Source organism: Bacteroides salyersiae WAL 10018 = DSM 18765 = JCM 12988 (assembly GCF_000381365.1).
Classification (GTDB): domain Bacteria; phylum Bacteroidota; class Bacteroidia; order Bacteroidales; family Bacteroidaceae; genus Bacteroides; species Bacteroides salyersiae.
In genome coordinates, this window is record NZ_KB905467.1 from 233,990 (window position 1) to 253,696 (window position 19,707).

Sequence of the window (19,707 nt, forward strand, 5' to 3'; positions counted from 1 at the left end):
TAGATTTAAGGTTAACAAAGATTGGCTGTCTGGGATAGATAGCCTTTTTTTTTGTTAGCCTTTTGTGTTTTTATTCCGAAAACATGTCAGGCTGATTATTTTTACTTAACTACTGGCTTTTTATTACTTGACTGCTGTATATGAATTCTTCAAGTTAATATTGTTTTATCCGCAAATCTTTCTATAGGATTTTTCTGTTACTGTTTCCAATATGTGTAATAATTAAAAAAAGGATTATGAACGGAATCAAAAAAATGTCATCTGGTCGGTTGGCATCCAAAGAGCGGAAAAAGTTGGATACTTCGGAATTCGGGATACCTGAGTTAAGGGAATTTCCCATTCATGATGCCGCTCACGTGAGGGCGGCGGAAGCTTATTTTCGATATGCTCCCGAAGAATATAAAGCCCAGTTGGCACGTAATATTTTGGCAAAGGCGCATTTGCTTGGGGTAAATATAAAAAGTCCTGTAATACTTGAGTGGGCGGAAAAATAAGGTGAAAACATTGTGTGTGTTTGTATAAATTGCGTTGTAACTCTGTTTGAAATGATATATTCAGTATGAGTTATAACGCAATGAATTATAACGCATTTTATTTTTTATGATTTGTTTGTTTATCACCAACTTCTTTGTTGTTTTTATCATCTTTATTATTTTCCGGTGGCGATACCGGATCTATTTCTTTGTTTTCTTTATTTGCCCTTGTGGCAGACTTGATCAGTACGAATAGAGTAATGACTATGATGATTGCTATTATGATTCCCATGATTAATATCTTTGACTATTATGATAATTAGAACGTTATGAGGCTTCTTTTGTTTGTTGGTTTGGGATATTTTCGAGATGAAGATTCCTACGAGTTTGGCAAAGCATCACAAACAATCGATATTGAAACGGAAGTGCAACCATATATGATTGACGATTTGAACGACAAGGTGACTGCTGCCGTCTCCACTGTAGGTAGTGGTATTTTAGATTTAATGGGACAGCAATGATGTGCAAATATTATCGGATTCCACTCTATTAAAAGTTGTCTCAAATCATATATATTAGCAATTTGTGAGTTATTTGTTGAGAAAATATCTGTTTAAATAATTTTAATGATGATTATGAATAGGGTTAGTTGACAAAACACGATTTTATTAAAAGGTTTTTATTGTAACATATTATTCGGTTTCTTAATTTTGTCAGTTGGGTAATCATTTAGAATATAATATGAATTAAAAAAAGAAGCTATGCTTTTTTATTGATTCTTGTGAATACTGGATATATGATTGAGTATGGCAGAATTGGCTTGATCAATAGTCGATGCTTCTAATGAAGTTAGATAAATACGTGTCATGGTTTCTGAACTGTGTCCCATACCAGCACTGATGACAGCTAAAGAGATATTCATATTTCTGGCTATTGTTGCCCAACTATGGCGCGATACATAAGAAGTCAACAGGATATCCGGACCTATCAGTTGTGATATCTTTTTTAATAATTTGTTGTAATAGCTACGTTTGTTTTTATATTGGGTATATGCTTTTTCTGCGTCTGTTCTTGTAATGATAGGTAATAGATACCCTAATTTACTTTTGGATGCATAACGGTTGATTATATCTGATATACATTGTTCTATCTTAATTTCCAGCATAATATCTGTCTTATGTCGGATGTAGCGAATAACTCCATTTTTTATGTTGTCATGTTTGAGATATGCCATGTCTACAAAGGCCATTCCTCTCATATAGAAGCTAAGCAAGAATAAATCTCTGGCGAAACAGAGAGAAGAGGAATATGATAAATCTAATGCTATTAATTTGGTGATAACAGAAATGTCTACAGCCCTCTTTTTTGTTTTATCTATACCTGTATATACATTATCAAATGGGAAAGTCTGTTCCGTAAGATTGGCTTTAACGGCCTTGTTGTATATGGAACGCAATTGTCTCATGTAGAAGGAGATCGTATTCCGGGATAAATATCTGTTTCTGAGCCATGATTCATATTTTTGAACTATTTCTTCAGTAAAAGAAGATAGTGGGAAATTCTCGTTCCTTATAAATTTTGTGAAGCTGTTCATGGCAGCTTTATAATTCTGTGCAGTTCCGTTTCGTCCTGCATTAGATAATTTTCTGATTTCCTCATCTATGTATGATACGAAAGAAGGACAGTTTGTTGTTTGGGAAATTATCTGATTGTTATATAAGGAGGCTTTAATTTTATTTGTTTCCATATCATTGGTATTTTTATATTGTCTTTTTTGTTTTTTTATATAACAAATGAAATATACTATTTAAGGTGCCTGTTTATATATCAATATGAAAAATTAAGAAAAGTAATATCTAACAATAGAGAATGCTGAAATATATTTTGGCTTTTGTTTAGATAATATTTTGAAATAAGAATACGGTAATAAATTGTTATATCTGAAAATATTTATAGACAAATAATATCAATGTGTAATAATTAAAAAAATATCCTCTTTCTATTGCAGAGAGAGGAATATGGAATGGGTGCAAATATACAAACATTACTTGAAAAATCAACAAAAAAATGATTATAATTTTGTAATGACATAAGGATCAAAGGGTATAAGAAATAATTAGAATAATATTAATTTACTTTATTGACTGCCGGATTGATTTTGTTCTTGAACATAAATATTCCAATCTGCACAAAGAAAATGGATAAATATGTATAGAATTATTTTGTGATGTCATGCCTTTGCAAAGCATTTTGGTGGATATATCGTATTATATTGATTTATAAATATATAATAAATTAGTAACATTATTTTTCCCACCTCTTTTTGTCTCCAAATACTTTGTTTTATATATCTGATGAAAAAAGTATATATCCTCTCTCTGCAATAGAAAGAGGAATAAGAGTTGAAGTATGAATGAAATATATACAACCGGAGGTGACTAATCAGAGAGAATGACTTCTTTAGGGTGTCCCCATAGTATGCCTTTTTCCGATCTACTACTGTATACATACCTTTAAATAAGTTGTGGTAACCATTGATGAAATAGCTTGGTATCCTTTACGTATCACTTATTCACAAGAAATGAAAGTAAAGGAATACTTGGATAAAGAGCACATAGAAAGTTTTATTCCTATGCGCTATGTCGAAAAGGAGTGTCAAGGTAAAAAGACTCGGCAATTAGTTCCTGCAATACATAATTTACTTTTTATACATACTTGTAGAAAGAAAATCGAAGAATTTAAACGTTTCTCTTTACTTTCATCTAAGATACGCTATATAATGGATAACAATCATGTTCCTACCATTGTGCCGGATAAGCAGATGATGGACTTTATAGCTGTGGCCGGTACTCTTAATGAACATATTATGTATGTGGATCCATTGGAGATACATTTAAAGAAAGGAGAAAGGGTACGTGTCAACGGAGGAATTTGGGAAGGTGTGGTTGGCAAGTTTGTGAGAATTAAAAGAGGGCTTCGTGTGGTGATTGCTATTGAAGGAGTTGCTGCGGTTGCTACGGCGAGTTTACATCCGTCGTTGGTAGATTCAATTGAGAACAAGGAAGGCTTTGATGAATAAAATCTATTACTATAAGGTGGGAGGACTTTATTTTTCGGTAAATGCTGATATGGGGTATCCGGCACTTTTTAATTTTTGTCCATTTGTAGTGAAGGAAGAGGAGGTCAAAGAAACGATCTTTTCTCTTGGTTACATAGAGCAATTGCCTCCTATCCCGGAAGAAATGAATGCTGTGTGTCATGTGTGCGATAATGGTACTTGTTGGAATTTCTATTATAGTACGTGTTACACATATGATATCATTCTTCGTATAGGAGGTGAACAGTGTCGCATTTATCGCATGCAGGCCGACTCTGATTGGCACTGCGTCCGTATCGACTGGAAGGTACAGGACGAGATCGACGCACAGGCACTAAACAATATATTGATGCTTTCTTACGTAGCTGCCGCCGCCTCTCGGAGTAGAGTATTACTGCATTCGGCATGTGTCCGCACAGCAGCGGGAGAGGGAGTAGCATTTATTGGACATTCAGGTGTGGGCAAAAGTACCCATGCGCGTTTGTGGTTACGTTACGTACCCGGATGTACGTTGATGAATGATGACCAGCCGATCGTGAGTTTGGAAGAGGATGGTATATTCTATATCTACGGCTCGCCCTGGAGTGGAAAAACGGTTTGCTATAGGCAGATGAAGGCACCTTTGAAGTTAGTTTGTCTGATGAAACAAGCGCCACAAAATAGGCTGATTTCTTTAACGAATCTTCAAGGGTTTACCACATTGTTGGCAGCCGTATCCATGATAAAGGAGCAGACTGAAGTATATCGTGGCATTGTGCGTACTCTGGCCCGGGTAGTAGAGAGCGTACCTGTAGTATATTTGGAGAACAGACCGGAGCAAGAGGCTGTACAGTTGGTATGGGAAAAATATGATACGGGACATCGGCCATGCTGAGTGTGGTCGGAGTATCTTCTCACTTTGTATGTGCAAAGGCATTGATGTTCGTTTAATGATGTTATAGAATAAATTTAGTTAATATTATAATGTGAATTTTTAAAACAAAACGTAACATGAAAGAAAACAAAAGTATTTATGAGAAGCCTTTACTGAAAGTAGTGGAGGTGGAGTTGAATGAGTGTATTGCGAACTCCTTTAAAGTGAAAGACAGCGGCTCAAATTTGCACGAAGCCTTGAATGGTGAATACGTAGATAAAGAGTTTGTTTCTTCCAGTCAAGTAGATTGGGATCCTAATTGGTAAATCAATTAAATAAAAATAAATTATGAAGAGTTTTAGATATTTATTCTTTTTATTGCTCGGTGGACTGATGAGTGGATGTTCATCGGATAATGAGTTAATTAATGGTTCTGAGTCGAATTTTATTGAATCTGATGTAGAATGGGTGAGTGCTAAGTTAGCTGATGTATATGTAGTGGAGGGTGATAATAGTAGTGATTTGACAACGCGCTCTGCGGATGAAGTTGACCCGAATACTAAAAATCCGAAGAGTGCTTTGCCCGATGGTATTGATATGTATATTGCTTTTTATCAAGACGGTGAATTGCAAAAAGATGCGATTAAGTTGGATACGGAAAATGGCTATAGTTTTAATTATAAAATCACCCCATCGGCTACAGATGGTGATATAGTGACTTTCGAAAGTGTAGTTGACGATAAAAAAGTAAGTTTACCGCTTAGCAGCTTCCCGAAATCTCGGTTTATTTTTACATCTTTTGATCCGAAAGATGGAACTGAATTCTCTTTAAAAAAGTTGGAAGCGGGTGAGAATCTATATGACACAGATAAAAATCAGCTTTTCCCTGATGCGTATGAAGAGTATCATGATAGACTCTTTTCTTCAGATGGTATGATTTTTGAAAAAGAAGGAGACGGATATGTAGTTAAGTCTGTAGGAGCAAATGCTTCAATGGCTTATCCGGTAAAAGAATGGGATGTGGAATTGAACCGTATGACTGCATGCATTACTCTTTCAACTATGATAATTGAAGGTGTAGACGACAATGGTCACCCTAAGAGTATTGGTGATATAGACGAATTTACTTCTTTGGATAAAGCTATTGAAGCTACTGATATGAGTTTGCATGCAGCGGGATATCCGGAAACGATGAGCGTTACGAATATTTTTACTCGTAAGAAAGGACTTGAGAACTTTCCACTTTCCTATGATTTTATAGATGGTGTTCAAGCTGGTTTGGGAGCACCGAGAGGAAATGTTTATCTTTGTAACTTGGATAATCCTGCTTGGATGGACGAACTCGCAAGTTATCAATGGGGAGACAAAAAGCAAACGATGTATGGTATATCCAGTCAATGTGATAATTATCCATTTTTTCCTGTTACGGAGTTTAATGATGTACGAAACATAAATCTATTATTGTTCATGGGCTTTAGAGATAAAACCTCTACGAGTACAAAACAGACGGTGTTGGCTTATAGAGTTCCTATCAATAGTCTGACCCTTCAGTATAATAGAAATCACTATCTGTATTTGGCATTGACTGTCCAGAATATAGTGGACATGTATAAGAAATTTTTAGAGGAAGATGCTAAATATCCGAAAACTCGTGGTGTTGACGAACCGATAATAATAGATATTCCTTCAGAACAATTAATTATGCGTTCTGAACCCTATTTTTCTAATAAATAATCTTAGATTTTGATTTTATAAATGAAATTGTTCCGGCTATATTCAATTTAAGATTAGATTGTCGGGAAATGGGATATATCCCCAACAATAAAGCCGAAGTGAGGTATGTGGATAACAATATCTTGCTTCGGCATATTTCGGATTCTTTAAAGAACGGACACAAAGCGGTATTACGTATCAAGGGTGAAAGTATGTATCCGTTTTTACGTAATACACGTGATTTAGTGGTCTTGAAAACTCCTTGTGCAAATGAATTAAAACCGGGGGCCATATTTCTGTTCCAATGGGAAGGACGGTATATTTTACATCGTTTGATAAAGATAAAAAACGGTGAATATTGGATGAGAGGCGATCATAATCGTACGTATGAGCTGGTAATTGCAGAAGATATTATAGGTATAGTAGAGCAAGTAAGACGTAACGGAGGTGAGAGTATAATCAATTGTCGTTCGTTACGGTGGAGAGTATGTTCTTACTGTTGGATGAAAAGTTTTCCTGTACATAGATGGTTGTTGGGGTTGCTTAATTTGTATGCCGGGTTATATCGCAATAAAAAGGTAAAGTAAATGAAATTAAAGTTGAAAGAGGGTATCCTGATTCAGGAAGTGGCAGGAGAAAAGATATTAATGGCATCGGGGATGGAAGAGGTGGATTATTCGCGGATGATTGTATTGAATCCGTCTGCTGCGTTATTGGCAGAAGCGTTGATTGAGCGTTCTTGTACGCTACAGCAGTTGGTGGAGATATTGACGGATGTATATGATGCGGATGAAGTATCGGTCGCAAAGGATGTGGAGGAGTGGCTTGAGCAGTTGTGGGAACTTCGTGTATTGGAAAAGACAGATTGTTGACGGTCGGTGGATAATATATGTCTGTCAATGATCTTTTAAATATTACAGATAAAGTTGAGGTGGCTTTTAGGGAGTTGCTTCGGTGTGGTTTGTGGGGAGGAATGCCACGGATTGAATGTCTGGGAGATTTGTCGGAAAGTGATTGGAGACATTTGTTGGCGCTGGCACAGGAACAAGCGGTGACCGGACTTTGCTATCCGGCGTTGGTGAAATTGCCTGCAGGTTACCGGCCGTCTATGGATACTTTGTTACAATGGTACGGGCGTACCGGATATATCGAACAGTGTAACCGCCATTTGAGGAAGGTATGGGATGAATTGAACGAACGTTTCGGACAAGCAGGTATAAAAGTGGTATTGTTGAAGGGTATCGGGGTAGCAAATTGGTATGACCGGCCCTTGTTGCGTGCTCCCGGTGATCTGGATCTTTATTTTCCGTTGGATTACGATCGGGCGATAAGGACGGTTCGTCAATGGGGAATGGAGGTGGAATATGGTGATTGGCATCATACCTTTTATTACAAAGGAGTAGAGGTAGAACTACATGCTGCATATAATCATTTAGCTCCGCGAGGGTTGGATATAGATACTTCTGTTGTTGAAAATGAGGTGGGAAAGTATTTGATTCCCGCATCGGCGTTTAATGCACAGTTATTATTGGTTCATCCGGCTTTTCATCTCTTGCAAGAAGGAATCAGCATACGTTATTTATGCGATTGGGCTGTGTTTTTACGTGCTAATGCATCTGCTATAGATTTTGATAGTTTGCGTCAGGAGCTTCGGAAAGCCGGAATCGGAAATTTTGGACCGGTTTTTACATCATTGGCAGTGATTTATTTGGGCTTGGATGTATCTGAGTTACCCAATCGGTGGAGTGCCGGAATATCCGGCAGGAAATTGCAACAGTTATATCGGGATATGATAATGAAGGGTAATTTTGGACGAACTGCTGTTTTGACACATCAGCCATTTGCATCTTTATCTCTGGGTACTAAATTGGAACGGGTCGGGAAAGACGTGTTTCGTGCTATCCGTTTATCTTCATATTGCCGGAAACAAGCGAAGGGTTTTGTATGCCATAAGTTGGGGCGTGTATGCAAAGCAGTGATAACAGGCAAAGAGTTTAGATGGGAAAAGAGAAAAAGGCAGAGAGAGGAGCAGTAAAGGACCTGTTGAAGTATTTGTATGTGTTGGTGCGGCAGGACAGTTTGTCTTCTTTTCTTCTTTTGACGATAGGGGTATTAGGGGTTGGTTTCTCGTTATCCTCGATTATATGCTCTAAAAAGGTTATCGATGTTGCTACACATGTAGTAACAGGGAGAATAGAGTGGGGGTTAATTGGGTTGGCACTATTGTATACAGGAAATATCATACTTTCTATATTAGCTTCCAAGATTGGGGTACATTATCAGACGACCTTGTATAACCGTTTGTCATTGCATTATTTTTCTGGGATATTACATGCCGAATGGAAAGCGCAGCAGATGTATCATAGCGGTGATATCATGTCACGGGTAGGGACGGACATTGGTGACATTGTTCAATTGGTGGTACGTACATTTCCGCAATTTCTTGTTACACTGTTAAAATTGGCGAGTGCAATAATTTATCTGTTTATTTTGGATCGTAGGCTGACACTTGTACTAATGGTAATTATACCGATAGTATTGCTGGTAAGTAAATTGTATTTCAAGAAAATGCGTAAGCTGTCTGTGTTGATTAAGGAATCCCAGTCAGTGGTACGGCAATACTTTCAAGAGTCAGTCCAAAATGCAGGAATAGCGAAAGCCTTACATATAGAGGACCGTATGAAGAAAGAGTTAGTGAAAAAGCAGAATGATTTTTTAGCTCATGTCTTATCTCATAATCGTTTTCATGTATTCTCAAATTCGGTACTTTCATTTGGCTTTGCAACAGGCTATCTGACTGCTTTTTCATGGGGAGTTTATCAATTGTACGGGAATGAGATAACCTTTGGCACTATGACTGCTTTTTTACAGCTGGTGGCCATGATGCAAGGGCCGGCACTTGGGCTGGCAGCGAGTATTCCTGCTTTTATTGCTGCATACACAGCATTGGAACGTTTGAATGAATTGGAGAAACTACCGAGGGAACAGGCAGATATGTCTTTGGTCCAACCGTCTTTCCGGATAGAAAAAATAACTTTTTCCGATGTTACTTTCGGGTATGAAACCGGTAGACAAACATTATCTCACGCAAATTTTGTTTTTGAGCGGGGAAAAATGACTGCATTAGTCGGAGCAACCGGATGTGGAAAGACCACGGTAATGCGATTATTACTTGGGCTGGTATCTCCGCAACAGGGGACGGTTACTGTATCGGATAATAAATCCGGCTTTCCGATGGCTCCCGCTTTCCGGCAACGGATAGCGTATGTACCTCAAGGGAATTATCTTTTTTCCGGAAGTATCCGGGAGAACCTTTCTTTGGGAAATCCGGATGCTGATGACGAAGTAATGAAGAAGGCTTTGAAAATGGCTGCTGCTGATTTTGTTTTTTCAATGCCGTCGGGGCTCAACAGTGAACTGAAAGAAGGCGGGAAGGGGCTTTCCGGTGGACAAATACAGAGATTGGCCATTGCTCGTGCATTGTTGCACGGTGGCGATGTACTTCTATTGGATGAAGCGACCGCTTCTTTAGATGAAGAAACAGAACAAAATATAATTCACTCATTAAAAGCACACGGAAAAGACAAGATGATTATTGTGGTATCCCATCGTAAGCAGGTGATTGATGTGTGTGATAAGAAATATGTCTTAAATTTTTTGTAAGTATGAAGAGGAATGTTTTTATTTTATTGATTATTTGTTTGTTGTCTTTGGTAAGAGTAGTAGAAGCGCAGGAAGTTATAGAAAGCGATACTATTTATACTACTCAGGAACATGCACAGCCTACTGATGACAAGCGCCGGGTTGTAACTAACCCTTTTTGGGATAACTGGTTTTTGAATGCAGGACCGACTGTTTCCTATTATATAGGAGACTATCATAGCGATGGCTCTACCGGTCGCCGTTTTTCTCCGGGATTCTATGTAAGTCTTGGAAAATGGATTACTCCGGGATTTGGTTTGATGGCACAGTTCAACGGACTTCAGGCACGAGGTTCTTCTCATGAAACGAATCCTTTTACAGTCGGTGGCCCTTATACGAATAGTGATGGAACAATTTGGTATAAGTCAACGATGAAATTTACAGATGTGTCTATTCAGGCATTAATCAATTTGAATAATGTCATTTGGGGGTATAAACCGGGACGTCGCCACCGTGTACATCTTGCAGGAGGTTTCGGGTGGTTACATCATTATGATATGGCTTATGATCAGAGTAATCAGTATAGCGGACATATTGAAGTGAATTATGAATATCATTTTAAGCCGGGCTGGGCTTTTCAGACTAAACTCTATGTGATCGGTATGGAAACGAACTTCGATGATGTGTTTTCCGACCGACACGGTCACGCTGATGTATGGGATGCTATGTTTGGAGCTGGTGTCGGCATATCCTATTATTTCAACAAACGTGAGTGGGATCGTTGTAACTCTTGTCCGCAGGATATTATATATATCAATAAAAAGATAAATCAGATACGTGCAGATTGTCCGAAAACGGAGACCGGAGTACTGGAATTTTATGTGTTTTATCCTAATAATTATTCTGGTTGTAACGATGCTCCTACAGTAGCGGATGCTCGAGTGAATACTATCGACTATCTGGTTTCCGGTATTTATACTCAGAAACGATTTAGTGATACGGATGTTGTAAACGGTTTATTGGGAAATGAACGTGCTTTATCTGATTTGGAAACAAGCGATATTGCTACGGTAAATGCTACGCAACTTGATAATGATATGTTCCGTGGATATGAAATGTCTTCTACTCCGTTGAGCCGGATTATGACTGCTGAAGAAATGCAGGCGTTTAAAGATAAGGAAGGATATTATTATGCACCGATTTATTCGGAAGTGACAGGTAATTCGGGCGAAATGAATAAATGGGGATACCGTGTAGATCCCTCTACAGCCGGACAACGTCTTGCTAATAAGAAAGAGAATTATGATGATGTGCAAAGCTATCAGTTGAACGCACATCAAGGGCTTAAAATTGTAAAAGAATATACAACGGAAGAAGATGTGCCGGTCACACTTTGTAGTTTAGCGGATTTTTATGCTGCGGTATCTGGAAATACCGGATATATACGGCAGTTTACAGATTCTGCAATGGTAGACAAAGTTAACGGCATTTTGAATGGTGATAATATAGTAATGATAGAAGTAAGCGGCCTTGCTACAAGTCAGGATAATAATAAAAAACAGGAAGTAGGTGTAGAGCGTAATGAACGTCTGGCTACCGACCGTGCAACGAGTGTGATGAATTGGATGAAACAGATGGATTGTTTCAAAGATGCTGATAATAAATTTATCATGCAGAAAGGATCCAACCTGGTGAAAAAGGTGAAAGATAAAAGCGTTAACAGTCTTGATTCTAAGTTGAATCGTTCAGCACGTGTTCGTATCATTTATACATATACACGATAATATATAATAATGACCCTTTTTGATTTCGTTTTATCGTCAGATCTGACGGGAGTGAGTTTCTCACTCCTGTCAGGTATTGTTATTGAATTGCTGTTAATACCTCATATATTATTGATTTCCAAGCGAAAACGACTATATGATATACCTGATTCCAGAAAATCACATTTGGAATGCATACCGCGATTAGCCGGAGTAAGTTTTCTTCCGGCTTTTTTATTGAGCTTTCTTCCGGTTGTGAGCCTATATGGCGGTTCTGTTCGCGAGTTATCCTTTTTAATTTGTGGTGCCTCGTTGATTTTTATTATGGGGATGAAAGACGACTTGATTGGTATGCGTTGGTCGTATAAATTTGTTGTTCAACTGATTGCTGCATTGTGTATGATAGCTTCCGGTACTTTCGTAAATAATCTATACGGTTTGTTTGGTATTTATGAACTTTCTCCTCTCATCGGGTATCCGTTGACTGTGTTTCTCGTTGTTTACATACTGAATACGGTAAATCTGATTGATGGTGTGGATGGTTTAGCCTCCGGTATCGTGTCTGTTGCCGCCTTAGTTTTAGGTATTTGTCTGTATAGGGAACATTCGTGCCATTATGCAGCGTTGGCATTTGCTGTTTTGGGCACACAGATCGCTTTTCTGCGCTATAATCTTTGCTCTACCCGGAAATTGAAAATCTTTATGGGAGATACCGGTTCCAATTTATTAGGTTATGTCATTGCTTTTTTGGCTATTCATTATGCAATGTCCGGATCGGGGAGAGGTAATGGCGCTTATGTAATCGTGATAGCATGGTCGGTTATTTTTATTCCCGCATATGATGCCTTATGCGTGATTATTTCTCGTTGGAGAAAAAAGAAACCACTCTTTTCTCCAGATCGAAGTCATATTCATCACCGATTGCTGGACTTAGGCTATGGCCATAAAAAAGTAACAACTATTCTGCTACTTCTTGATGTAGTGATTATTAGTATGAATGTTTTTCTAACCAAATGGGCTAATGTCAATCTGATCTTTTTAATAGACTTATTACTTGGTCTCTCATTCTATATTTTCTTGGATGTTAGAAAAAAAACAGTGTGTTCACATCTTGATACTATAAATAAAATATGAGAAAAAAATATATTATTTTGATTGGAGGGATTTCTCTTTTATTTTTAACCGGTTGCGTAAGCTCTAAAAAAATGACCTATATGTATAAAGGGGAGAAAGTACTAACCGGAAATCAGACTTCTTTTTTGTATGATGCACGGATTATGCCGAAAGACTTACTGACGATTACAGTGAGTTATTCCGAACCGGAACTGGCTGCTCCGTTTAATATGGGAGGAAGTATTGCGAATCCGTTGGGGGGGAGTACTGCGACTTCATTGTCGGCAACATCTTCTTCCGGCTCTTCCGGTAATGTGGGACAAACTTATCTGGTGGACAATGATGGAAATATTGATTTTCCGATTCTTCGTACATTGCATTTGGGAGGAAAAACAAAGGGGGAAGCGGAAGCTACCATTAAAGAAAAGCTGAAAGGATATCTGAATGAAACTCCTATTGTGAATGTACGTATGGTCAATTATAAATTTACAGTAATTGGCGCAGTAAAGGGGGCTAATACTTTTACGGTGGCAAATGAAAAAGTGAATATATTTGAAGCCTTGGCCATGGCCGGAGATATCACCCCATTTGGAAAGAAAAATCAGGTTAAGCTGTTACGGGAAGATGAACAGGGACGTAAAAGGATGGTAGCATTGGATTTGAATGATCCGGATATTGTGAATTCTCCTTATTATAATCTGCAACAAAATGACATTCTTTATGTAGAGTCAGGTAAGGCAGCAATGCGTTCTGCAAAAATGGGGAATATTACGCCTTGGGTTAGTGTTTTGTCTGTTTTGGTTTCTTTAGCTTCGTTAGGAGTGGTTTTGTTTAATAAATAAGAGTGTAAGTAAGATAGTAGGAAACGATGAGATTATTAACTGAAGAAGAACTGGATGGGATGGTAGATAATTCGAATGAATTGAAAAGAATACTTTCGGATTATCTCAGTTATTGGAAGTGGTTTATTTTATCAGTAGTACTTTGTGTGGTAGGGGGACGGATTTATTTACATTATGCGACTCCGGTATACAGGGTAAGTACTACCATTATGATCAATGATGAAAGGCAGAATGGAAATAATGAGGCGATGATGGCATTGACCGATATCGGTTATCTGTCTTCTACGAAGAATATTGGCAGTGAGATGGAACTGCTCCGTTCTCGTACTATTGTAGAGCAGGTGGTAAAAGAGATGAAACTCTATATTACCTATCAAGTAGAAGATAATTTCGCTATGCGTGACTTATATGTGAGTAGTCCTGTATGTGTAGAAATGAAAGAAACGGATCTGGAGAATTTGAGTTATGGTTTTAATTTTAACGTTGTACAGGAATCGGATAAGGTATTACAAATTTCCGGAATAATTGCAGGACAGGACATTACTCAACGTATCACTCGGTTACCAACTATCATTGAAACACCGTTGGGAGAACTGACTGTTTCTCTTCGTCCTAATGTGCATCCGTTATATGGGCAGAATATTATGGTGACTGTTGTACCTCCTTTGCGAACCGCAATAAATTACAGTACTGGATTGGGTTTGGCTGTTTCAGAACTGTCCAATTCTATTATAACTGTCTCCAAGAATAGTACACTTCCTCAACGTGATAAAGTTTTTCTGGATAAATTGATTGATGCTTATAACAGGGATGCCAATGAGGATAAAAAGAGTGTGGCTACAAGAACCGCTGAATTTATTAATGATCGTATTGCTATTATCAATGAAGAGTTGGGGAGTACGGAGGAAAAGCTGGAAAATTTTAAGCGCCAATCCGGTTTGATGAATATGAGCGATGCGCAGGTTTATGTACAAGGATCGTCCGAATATGAGAAGAAGCGATCAGAAGTTGGAACTCAGCTCAGTTTAATGGAGTATTTGAAAGACTACGTAAATAGTCCGGCTCATCAGGATGATGTAATTCCTGCCAATATAGGAGTGACAGATGTGACATTGTCTGCTCTTATAAATAAATACAATGAGTCGGTATTACAACGTAATCGATTGCTTCGCTCTTCTCCTGCAACCAATCCGGTAATTGTCAGACTGAATAATAATCTGACAGCAATGCGTGAAAACATAACGAGTACCATTAATTCTGTATATAATGGTTTGATGATTTCGAAACAGGATATCGACCGTCAAATGAGGAAGTATACCAGTCGTGTCAATAGTGCTCCGACTCAGGAACGGACTTTTACGAATATATCGCGGCAACAGGAGTTAAAATCCAGTTTGTATTTGTTGTTACTCAAAAAGCGTGAGGAAAATTCAATTGCTTTAGCTGCTACGGCAGATAAGGCTAAAGTGATTGATTCAGCGGTAGTCAGCGGTCCTATATCTCCGAATTATTCATTAATACGTTCTCTTTCTGTAGCCGTTGGTTTATTATTGCCAATAGTTGTTATTACTTTGATAAACTTTTTCCGTTATCGTATAGAGGGGCATGCTGATGTGGAGAAGTTAGCTCGTGTTCCTATTTTGGGTGATATACCATTGGAACGCAGTTTGAAAAAGAGTAAGACTTCTTTGATCGTTCAAGAGGGAGAAAACGCCAATGCTTTGATGACGGAGGTTTTTTGTGGATTGCGTACGAACTTACAATTTTTATTGGGAAAGGCCAATCATAATGTTATACTGGTTACTTCTACCATAAGTGGCGAAGGAAAAACTTTTGTAGCTATCAATTTGGCAGTCAGTCTTGCATTGTTGGATAAACGAGTAGTGGTGGTTGGCCTTGATATTCGACGCCCTAAATTATTAGAATGTTTTGGATTCTCTCATGAAGAAATTAAGGGGAAGAAGGGGATTACCAATTATTTATCGGATAATAGTATCGATTTACATTCGTTGTTGATTTCCGCGAAGAATAATTCTAATTTGTATATTTTGCCGGCAGGTACGATTCCTCCCAATCCAGCAGAATTAATAGCCAGACCTGCATTAGACACTGCTATCAAGCTACTTGCAGAGGAGTTTGATTATGTGATTTTGGATAGTGCTCCCGTTGGTTTGGTTAGCGATGCGCTGATAGCCAGTCGTTTGGCTGATATAACTCTGTATATTTGTAGGGCAGATTACTCTCATAAAAGCGATTTTGATTTAATAAATGATTTGAAGAAAAAACAGAAGTTGCCCGAAATGGCAATTATTGTGAATGGTATCAATATGAAGAAAAAGAAATATGGATACTATTATGGATATGGGCAACGTGATTATAGGGGATATTATTCCAAGGGTAGATAATGGGATAAATGGTATAATACTTTTTATTATATTAATGCTAATGTGCTTTGGGGTATTGGAGATAACTTTACTGTCACATATTTTTCAAGAGCAATCAAATATTCGTTTATCATTGGAGAAAAAAGATGATAGATAACAAACGAATCGCCAAAAACACTCTTCTGTTATATTTGAGGATGTTCCTGTTAATGGGCATCTCTTTATATACTTCACGTATCGTATTGGAGACGTTAGGTGTCGAAGATTTTGGGGTGTACAACATAGTCGGCAGTATCATCGTGCTTTTTAGCTTTATAAACAATGCTCTTACTGCTGCTACAAGGCGTTTTATCAATTTCAACTTAGGAAAGAATAACCCACAAGAGTCTGCCAAAGCTTTTTCGGCCAGCCTGACCATACATTTTATAATCTGTATAATACTCATCATTATAAGCGAAAGTATAGGCCTGTGGTTTTTGAATACCCAACTGAATATTCCGGAAAACCGGATGTATGCCGCCAATTGGGTTTACCAATTCAGTATTTTGTCCGCATGCATAGGGATCGTCGGAGCACCTTACGAATCGACGATCGTTGCTTATGAAAAAATGTCTGTTTATTCATATCTCAGCATTATTGAAGGAGTATTTAAGTTGATAATTGTTTATATGCTGGTAATTTGCACAACCGATAAATTGATTTTTTACTCAGCACTCATCTTCATTGTCGGGATTCTGGTCAGTTCTGCCAAATGGATATATTGCAGCCGGAACTTTCCTATTTGCAGGTATCAGTTCATGGTAGACAAGCCGATGCTAAAAGCGATTGCATCCTTTTCCGGTTGGAGCCTTTTCGGGCAGATCGCTTATATAGGATCTACCTCAGGACTCAATATGATCATCAACATCTTCTGCGGAGTACTGCTCAATGCCGCCACAGGAATTGCCCAACAAGTCAACAGTGCTATATATAGTTTTGTTTCAAATTTCCAGACAGCTTTTAATCCGCAACTTATACAGACTTATTCTTCTGGAAATTTAGAAGTGCACCGGATACTCCTTTCACGCGCATCCCGAATTTCATACTATCTATTGTATATCATCTCACTGCCGGTATTGATAAATACAAGTTACATACTCCACCTTTGGCTAAAAGAGGTACCGGATCATTCTGTGACATTTACTCAACTTATCATCACCTTTTCTCTGGTTGAAGCACTTGGAGCCCCACTATGGATGTCTATGCAGGCAACGGGAAAGATAAAGACATACCAAATCATTGTCAGCTCCATCAACGCCTTGAATATTCCTATTGCATTTGTCTGTTTATATCAAGGATTGGCAGTAGAATCTATTTTTTATGCTAAAATATTAATAGGCCTATTGATGTATATTTTTCGTGTACTCTATATCCTGCCGTTAATCAATTTTTCATATATGGATTATTTCAAAAAGGTTGTTTACCCGACCGTAGCAATAACATTATTTACAATCTGCATATTATTGATCGTAAGTACATATCTGGACGGCGGAGAAAAACTGCTTATTACTACCCCGCTGTCCATCGTCTTATGTGCAGGGTCAATCTATTATATAGGGATCAATAAACAAGAGAAACAAACTATACTACAAATAATAAAAAAATGGAAAATCCAAATTTAACTTCCTCTGTCATTTCAATTTTCGACACCAGCATAGCAGCTTATAATACTGGTAATCAAATCATAATGGATGCCGTAAATTTGGAGATCAGGGATATATTCAAAGAACATTTTTTGGTACAACTTCCTGTTGAAGACATAAAAACAAATGTGAGAAGATACAATTCCCTTAGCTATATTTCATTTTTAGGAGGGACGAATATTTTGAATTCCGACATACGAAATTACAGACAATGGGATTTGTCCTTTCATAATATTCTTGTTTTGAAAAACATTGTTTTAATGGGATGTGGATGGTTTCAATATGAGAATATCAAAATTACGTGTTATACAAAATGGGCATTCAACCGAGTGCTTTCACATCAATATGTTCATTCCGTACGCGATACTTACACGAAAGAAAAATTGTCTTCAATCGATATATCCTCCATAAATACCGGATGTCCTACATTGTGGAGATTGACAAACCAAATTACTGAAAAAATTCCACAGAAAAAGGCAAAACGGGTTATCATAACACTCACTGACTACAACTGTGACCAAGAACGAGATCGGTACTTGCTTGATACTTGTTGCAAGGAATATGAACAAGCCTATTATTTTGCACAAGGAACGGGTGATATTCAATACTTGAAAGATTTAGGTTATGCCCATAAAGTGACACTGCTGTCACCCCAATTGCCTTGTTACAATGAAATACTTTCGCAAGGAAATATTGATTATATAGGTACTCGCCTGCATGCTGGAATCAGAGCTTTACAAAATTCAGTACGTTCGTTTATAATTGGAATAGATAACAGAGCTATTGAAATGGCTAATGATTTCTGTCTGCCAGTATTAAACCAACATAACCTTTCGGAACTCACTACTTTAATCAACAAAGATTACTCACTTGACTTAACCATTCCATTTGAAAATATAAATCAGTGGAGAGCTCAATTTACCAGTAAATGAAAATAGTCCATATTCTATCCGCAGACTCCGGAGGAGCCGGTTTGGCGGCATTACGTTTACATCAGGCTTTATTAGCATCAAATATAGACTCAGACATACTTTGTTTTTACAAACAGAGTAAAGTTCCTCATGTTGTATGTGTAGAACGAACTACCTGCACAAAAATACTAATGAGACTACCTATACCGTTTAAGAACGGTAAATACAAAAAAGTCCGCAATTCCTATGGAAATCTTTATGAATGTATTTCATTTCCAGAAGGCTATGATTGCATAACAGACCATCCTCTTGTAAAAAGTGCGGATATTATAAATTTACATTGGGTGGGCAGCTCGCTTAACTATAAGCTTTTTTTTCGGAATATAAAAAAGCCCATCATCTGGACGTTACACGATATGAATCCTTTTTTAGGATGTGCACACTATCAAGGAGATGTAGAAAAGAATATCGATAATTACGCATTAGAAACAAAAATACGAAAAAAGAAGGAAAAATGGATTCATCAAGCATTTCATTTGGAAATAGTCAACTTATGCGACTGGATGAAAAATTTGACAATACAGTCGGAGGCTTTCAAAACATATCCGCAACATATTATCAGAAATAGTGTAAATATAGAAGTCTTCAAATTGTACAATAAGGAATATGTACGTTCAATTTGGAATGTTCCCAATGGCAAAACCGTACTCTTATTTATTAGCCAGAATATATCCAACCCGAGAAAAGGCTTCGATATTTTGTTAGAAGCAATAAAAAAGTTGGACGATAAAACTCATCTGATGATAATAGGAGAATCAATTACCATTCAATCAAAAGCAAATATTCAATATATAGGTAGCATACATGACGAACAATTAATGGCACTGGCATACGCTGCTGCCGATGCTTTTATTTTGCCAAGCCGCGAAGATAATCTGCCAAACACGATGTTGGAATCTTTATGCTGCGGCACACCTGTAATAACAATGCCCACCGGAGGTATGATGGATATCATCACAAATGGAGAAAACGGAATTATTGCCGATGCGATAGAAGCAGAAGCTTTATATAAAGCGATTCATCAATTCATTAACACAAAAAGCCTTTTTATCAGGCAACGAATATCACAAAAATCTCACACCCTGTTTTCACCTAAAAAACAGGCACAAGAATATTATCTTTTATACCAAGATTGTATAAAACGTGCTCAATGATACGTATATTATCCCTATTT

At 37.6% G+C, this 19,707-nt stretch carries 19 protein-coding genes; 17 read left to right on the plus strand and 2 right to left on the minus strand.

All coding sequences use genetic code 11. From position 1 onward, the window contains the following. Nucleotides 1–236: 236 nt before the first annotated feature. On the plus strand, nucleotides 237–494 hold the full coding sequence (locus tag HMPREF1532_RS12225) for a hypothetical protein (RefSeq protein WP_005929836.1): 258 nt from the start codon (nucleotides 237–239) through the stop codon (nucleotides 492–494). 97 nt (nucleotides 495–591) lie between these two features. On the opposite strand, the gene HMPREF1532_RS21535 is transcribed toward HMPREF1532_RS12225, so the two are convergent. Next, complete coding sequence (locus HMPREF1532_RS21535; protein ID WP_005929837.1) at nucleotides 592–765, minus strand: hypothetical protein; 174 nt, start codon at nucleotides 763–765, stop codon at nucleotides 592–594. 37 nt (nucleotides 766–802) lie between these two features. Between HMPREF1532_RS21535 and HMPREF1532_RS12230 the strand changes: the two genes are divergently transcribed. Beyond that, on the plus strand, nucleotides 803–994 hold the full coding sequence (locus HMPREF1532_RS12230; RefSeq protein WP_005929840.1) for a hypothetical protein: 192 nt from the start codon (nucleotides 803–805) through the stop codon (nucleotides 992–994). Nucleotides 995–1,242: 248 nt separating this feature from the next. Here HMPREF1532_RS12230 and HMPREF1532_RS12235 read toward each other — a convergent pair whose 3' ends face one another. Further along, nucleotides 1,243–2,220 (minus strand): tyrosine-type recombinase/integrase, encoded by a 978-nt coding sequence (locus HMPREF1532_RS12235; RefSeq protein WP_005929843.1) that lies wholly within the window; start codon nucleotides 2,218–2,220, stop codon nucleotides 1,243–1,245. 777 nt (nucleotides 2,221–2,997) lie between these two features. Here HMPREF1532_RS12235 and HMPREF1532_RS12240 point away from each other — a divergent pair. The 15 genes from HMPREF1532_RS12240 to HMPREF1532_RS12310 all read left to right on the plus strand — a co-directional run bounded on the left by HMPREF1532_RS12240 (nucleotide 2,998) and on the right by HMPREF1532_RS12310 (nucleotide 19,687). Further along, the gene (locus tag HMPREF1532_RS12240; protein WP_005929846.1) at nucleotides 2,998–3,552 is read left to right on the plus strand and encodes a UpxY family transcription antiterminator; all 555 of its coding nucleotides are present in this window, start codon (nucleotides 2,998–3,000) and stop codon (nucleotides 3,550–3,552) included. After that, nucleotides 3,545–4,444 carry a hypothetical protein gene (locus HMPREF1532_RS12245; protein WP_005929849.1) on the plus strand — a complete coding sequence of 300 codons (900 nt, stop codon included), beginning with the start codon at nucleotides 3,545–3,547 and terminating at the stop codon, nucleotides 4,442–4,444. The genes HMPREF1532_RS12240 and HMPREF1532_RS12245 overlap by 8 nt, the downstream gene beginning before the upstream one ends. A 116-nt stretch (nucleotides 4,445–4,560) precedes the next feature. Continuing rightward, a complete protein-coding gene (locus HMPREF1532_RS12250; protein WP_005929852.1) occupies nucleotides 4,561–4,749 on the plus strand; it encodes a hypothetical protein in 189 nt (62 codons plus the stop codon). 22 nt (nucleotides 4,750–4,771) lie between these two features. Beyond that, on the plus strand, nucleotides 4,772–6,157 hold the full coding sequence (locus HMPREF1532_RS12255) for a hypothetical protein (protein WP_005929855.1): 1,386 nt from the start codon (nucleotides 4,772–4,774) through the stop codon (nucleotides 6,155–6,157). A gap of 68 nt (nucleotides 6,158–6,225) precedes the next feature. Continuing rightward, nucleotides 6,226–6,723: a S24/S26 family peptidase gene (locus HMPREF1532_RS12260; RefSeq protein ID WP_005929857.1), complete on the plus strand. Its 498-nt coding sequence runs from the start codon at nucleotides 6,226–6,228 to the stop codon at nucleotides 6,721–6,723. Then, nucleotides 6,724–7,008: a PqqD family protein gene (locus HMPREF1532_RS12265; protein ID WP_005929860.1), complete on the plus strand. Its 285-nt coding sequence runs from the start codon at nucleotides 6,724–6,726 to the stop codon at nucleotides 7,006–7,008. Nucleotides 7,009–7,025: 17 nt separating this feature from the next. Further along, nucleotides 7,026–8,171 carry a nucleotidyltransferase domain-containing protein gene (locus tag HMPREF1532_RS12270; RefSeq protein ID WP_005929862.1) on the plus strand — a complete coding sequence of 382 codons (1,146 nt, stop codon included), beginning with the start codon at nucleotides 7,026–7,028 and terminating at the stop codon, nucleotides 8,169–8,171. Continuing rightward, on the plus strand, nucleotides 8,135–9,799 hold the full coding sequence (locus HMPREF1532_RS12275) for an ABC transporter ATP-binding protein (RefSeq protein WP_005929865.1): 1,665 nt from the start codon (nucleotides 8,135–8,137) through the stop codon (nucleotides 9,797–9,799). The genes HMPREF1532_RS12270 and HMPREF1532_RS12275 overlap by 37 nt, the downstream gene beginning before the upstream one ends. Nucleotides 9,800–9,801: 2 nt before the next feature. Continuing rightward, nucleotides 9,802–11,562, plus strand: a complete 1,761-nt coding sequence (locus tag HMPREF1532_RS12280) for a hypothetical protein (protein WP_005929868.1) — start codon at nucleotides 9,802–9,804, stop codon at nucleotides 11,560–11,562. 9 nt (nucleotides 11,563–11,571) lie between these two features. After that, nucleotides 11,572–12,675, plus strand: a complete 1,104-nt coding sequence (locus tag HMPREF1532_RS12285) for an MraY family glycosyltransferase (protein ID WP_005929871.1) — start codon at nucleotides 11,572–11,574, stop codon at nucleotides 12,673–12,675. Beyond that, nucleotides 12,672–13,496, plus strand: coding sequence for a polysaccharide biosynthesis/export family protein (locus HMPREF1532_RS12290; protein ID WP_005929874.1), 825 nt, complete (start codon nucleotides 12,672–12,674; stop codon nucleotides 13,494–13,496). Before HMPREF1532_RS12285 ends, HMPREF1532_RS12290 begins: the two co-directional genes overlap by 4 nt. Nucleotides 13,497–13,522: 26 nt before the next feature. After that, the gene (locus HMPREF1532_RS12295; RefSeq protein ID WP_005929876.1) at nucleotides 13,523–15,901 is read left to right on the plus strand and encodes a GumC family protein; all 2,379 of its coding nucleotides are present in this window, start codon (nucleotides 13,523–13,525) and stop codon (nucleotides 15,899–15,901) included. Between the two features lie 125 nt (nucleotides 15,902–16,026). Beyond that, nucleotides 16,027–17,541: a lipopolysaccharide biosynthesis protein gene (locus HMPREF1532_RS12300; protein WP_005929881.1), complete on the plus strand. Its 1,515-nt coding sequence runs from the start codon at nucleotides 16,027–16,029 to the stop codon at nucleotides 17,539–17,541. After that, a complete protein-coding gene (locus HMPREF1532_RS12305; RefSeq protein WP_005929884.1) occupies nucleotides 17,523–18,494 on the plus strand; it encodes a polysaccharide pyruvyl transferase family protein in 972 nt (323 codons plus the stop codon). The genes HMPREF1532_RS12300 and HMPREF1532_RS12305 overlap by 19 nt, the downstream gene beginning before the upstream one ends. Next, the gene (locus HMPREF1532_RS12310; protein WP_005929887.1) at nucleotides 18,491–19,687 is read left to right on the plus strand and encodes a glycosyltransferase; all 1,197 of its coding nucleotides are present in this window, start codon (nucleotides 18,491–18,493) and stop codon (nucleotides 19,685–19,687) included. The genes HMPREF1532_RS12305 and HMPREF1532_RS12310 overlap by 4 nt, the downstream gene beginning before the upstream one ends. Nucleotides 19,688–19,707: the final 20 nt, after the last annotated feature.

Excerpts from the sequence above, each read along its gene's own strand:
- HMPREF1532_RS12275 (WP_005929865.1), top strand. The coding sequence starts at position 8,135 with ATGGGAAAAGAGAAAAAGGCAGAGAGAGGAGCAGTAAAGGACCTGTTG.
- HMPREF1532_RS12235 (WP_005929843.1), bottom strand. The coding sequence starts at position 2,220 with ATGGAAACAAATAAAATTAAAGCCTCCTTATATAACAATCAGATAATT.
- HMPREF1532_RS12230 (WP_005929840.1), top strand. The coding sequence starts at position 803 with ATGAGGCTTCTTTTGTTTGTTGGTTTGGGATATTTTCGAGATGAAGAT.
- HMPREF1532_RS12285 (WP_005929871.1), top strand. The coding sequence starts at position 11,572 with ATGACCCTTTTTGATTTCGTTTTATCGTCAGATCTGACGGGAGTGAGT.
- HMPREF1532_RS12305 (WP_005929884.1), top strand. The coding sequence starts at position 17,523 with ATGGAAAATCCAAATTTAACTTCCTCTGTCATTTCAATTTTCGACACC.
- HMPREF1532_RS12270 (WP_005929862.1), top strand. The coding sequence starts at position 7,026 with ATGTCTGTCAATGATCTTTTAAATATTACAGATAAAGTTGAGGTGGCT.
- HMPREF1532_RS12250 (WP_005929852.1), top strand. The coding sequence starts at position 4,561 with ATGAAAGAAAACAAAAGTATTTATGAGAAGCCTTTACTGAAAGTAGTG.
- HMPREF1532_RS12280 (WP_005929868.1), top strand. The coding sequence starts at position 9,802 with ATGAAGAGGAATGTTTTTATTTTATTGATTATTTGTTTGTTGTCTTTG.
- HMPREF1532_RS12290 (WP_005929874.1), top strand. The coding sequence starts at position 12,672 with ATGAGAAAAAAATATATTATTTTGATTGGAGGGATTTCTCTTTTATTT.
- HMPREF1532_RS12225 (WP_005929836.1), top strand. The coding sequence starts at position 237 with ATGAACGGAATCAAAAAAATGTCATCTGGTCGGTTGGCATCCAAAGAG.
- HMPREF1532_RS12310 (WP_005929887.1), top strand. The coding sequence starts at position 18,491 with ATGAAAATAGTCCATATTCTATCCGCAGACTCCGGAGGAGCCGGTTTG.
- HMPREF1532_RS12300 (WP_005929881.1), top strand. The coding sequence starts at position 16,027 with ATGATAGATAACAAACGAATCGCCAAAAACACTCTTCTGTTATATTTG.
- HMPREF1532_RS12295 (WP_005929876.1), top strand. The coding sequence starts at position 13,523 with ATGAGATTATTAACTGAAGAAGAACTGGATGGGATGGTAGATAATTCG.
- HMPREF1532_RS12245 (WP_005929849.1), top strand. The coding sequence starts at position 3,545 with ATGAATAAAATCTATTACTATAAGGTGGGAGGACTTTATTTTTCGGTA.
- HMPREF1532_RS21535 (WP_005929837.1), bottom strand. The coding sequence starts at position 765 with ATGGGAATCATAATAGCAATCATCATAGTCATTACTCTATTCGTACTG.
- HMPREF1532_RS12260 (WP_005929857.1), top strand. The coding sequence starts at position 6,226 with ATGGGATATATCCCCAACAATAAAGCCGAAGTGAGGTATGTGGATAAC.
- HMPREF1532_RS12255 (WP_005929855.1), top strand. The coding sequence starts at position 4,772 with ATGAAGAGTTTTAGATATTTATTCTTTTTATTGCTCGGTGGACTGATG.
- HMPREF1532_RS12265 (WP_005929860.1), top strand. The coding sequence starts at position 6,724 with ATGAAATTAAAGTTGAAAGAGGGTATCCTGATTCAGGAAGTGGCAGGA.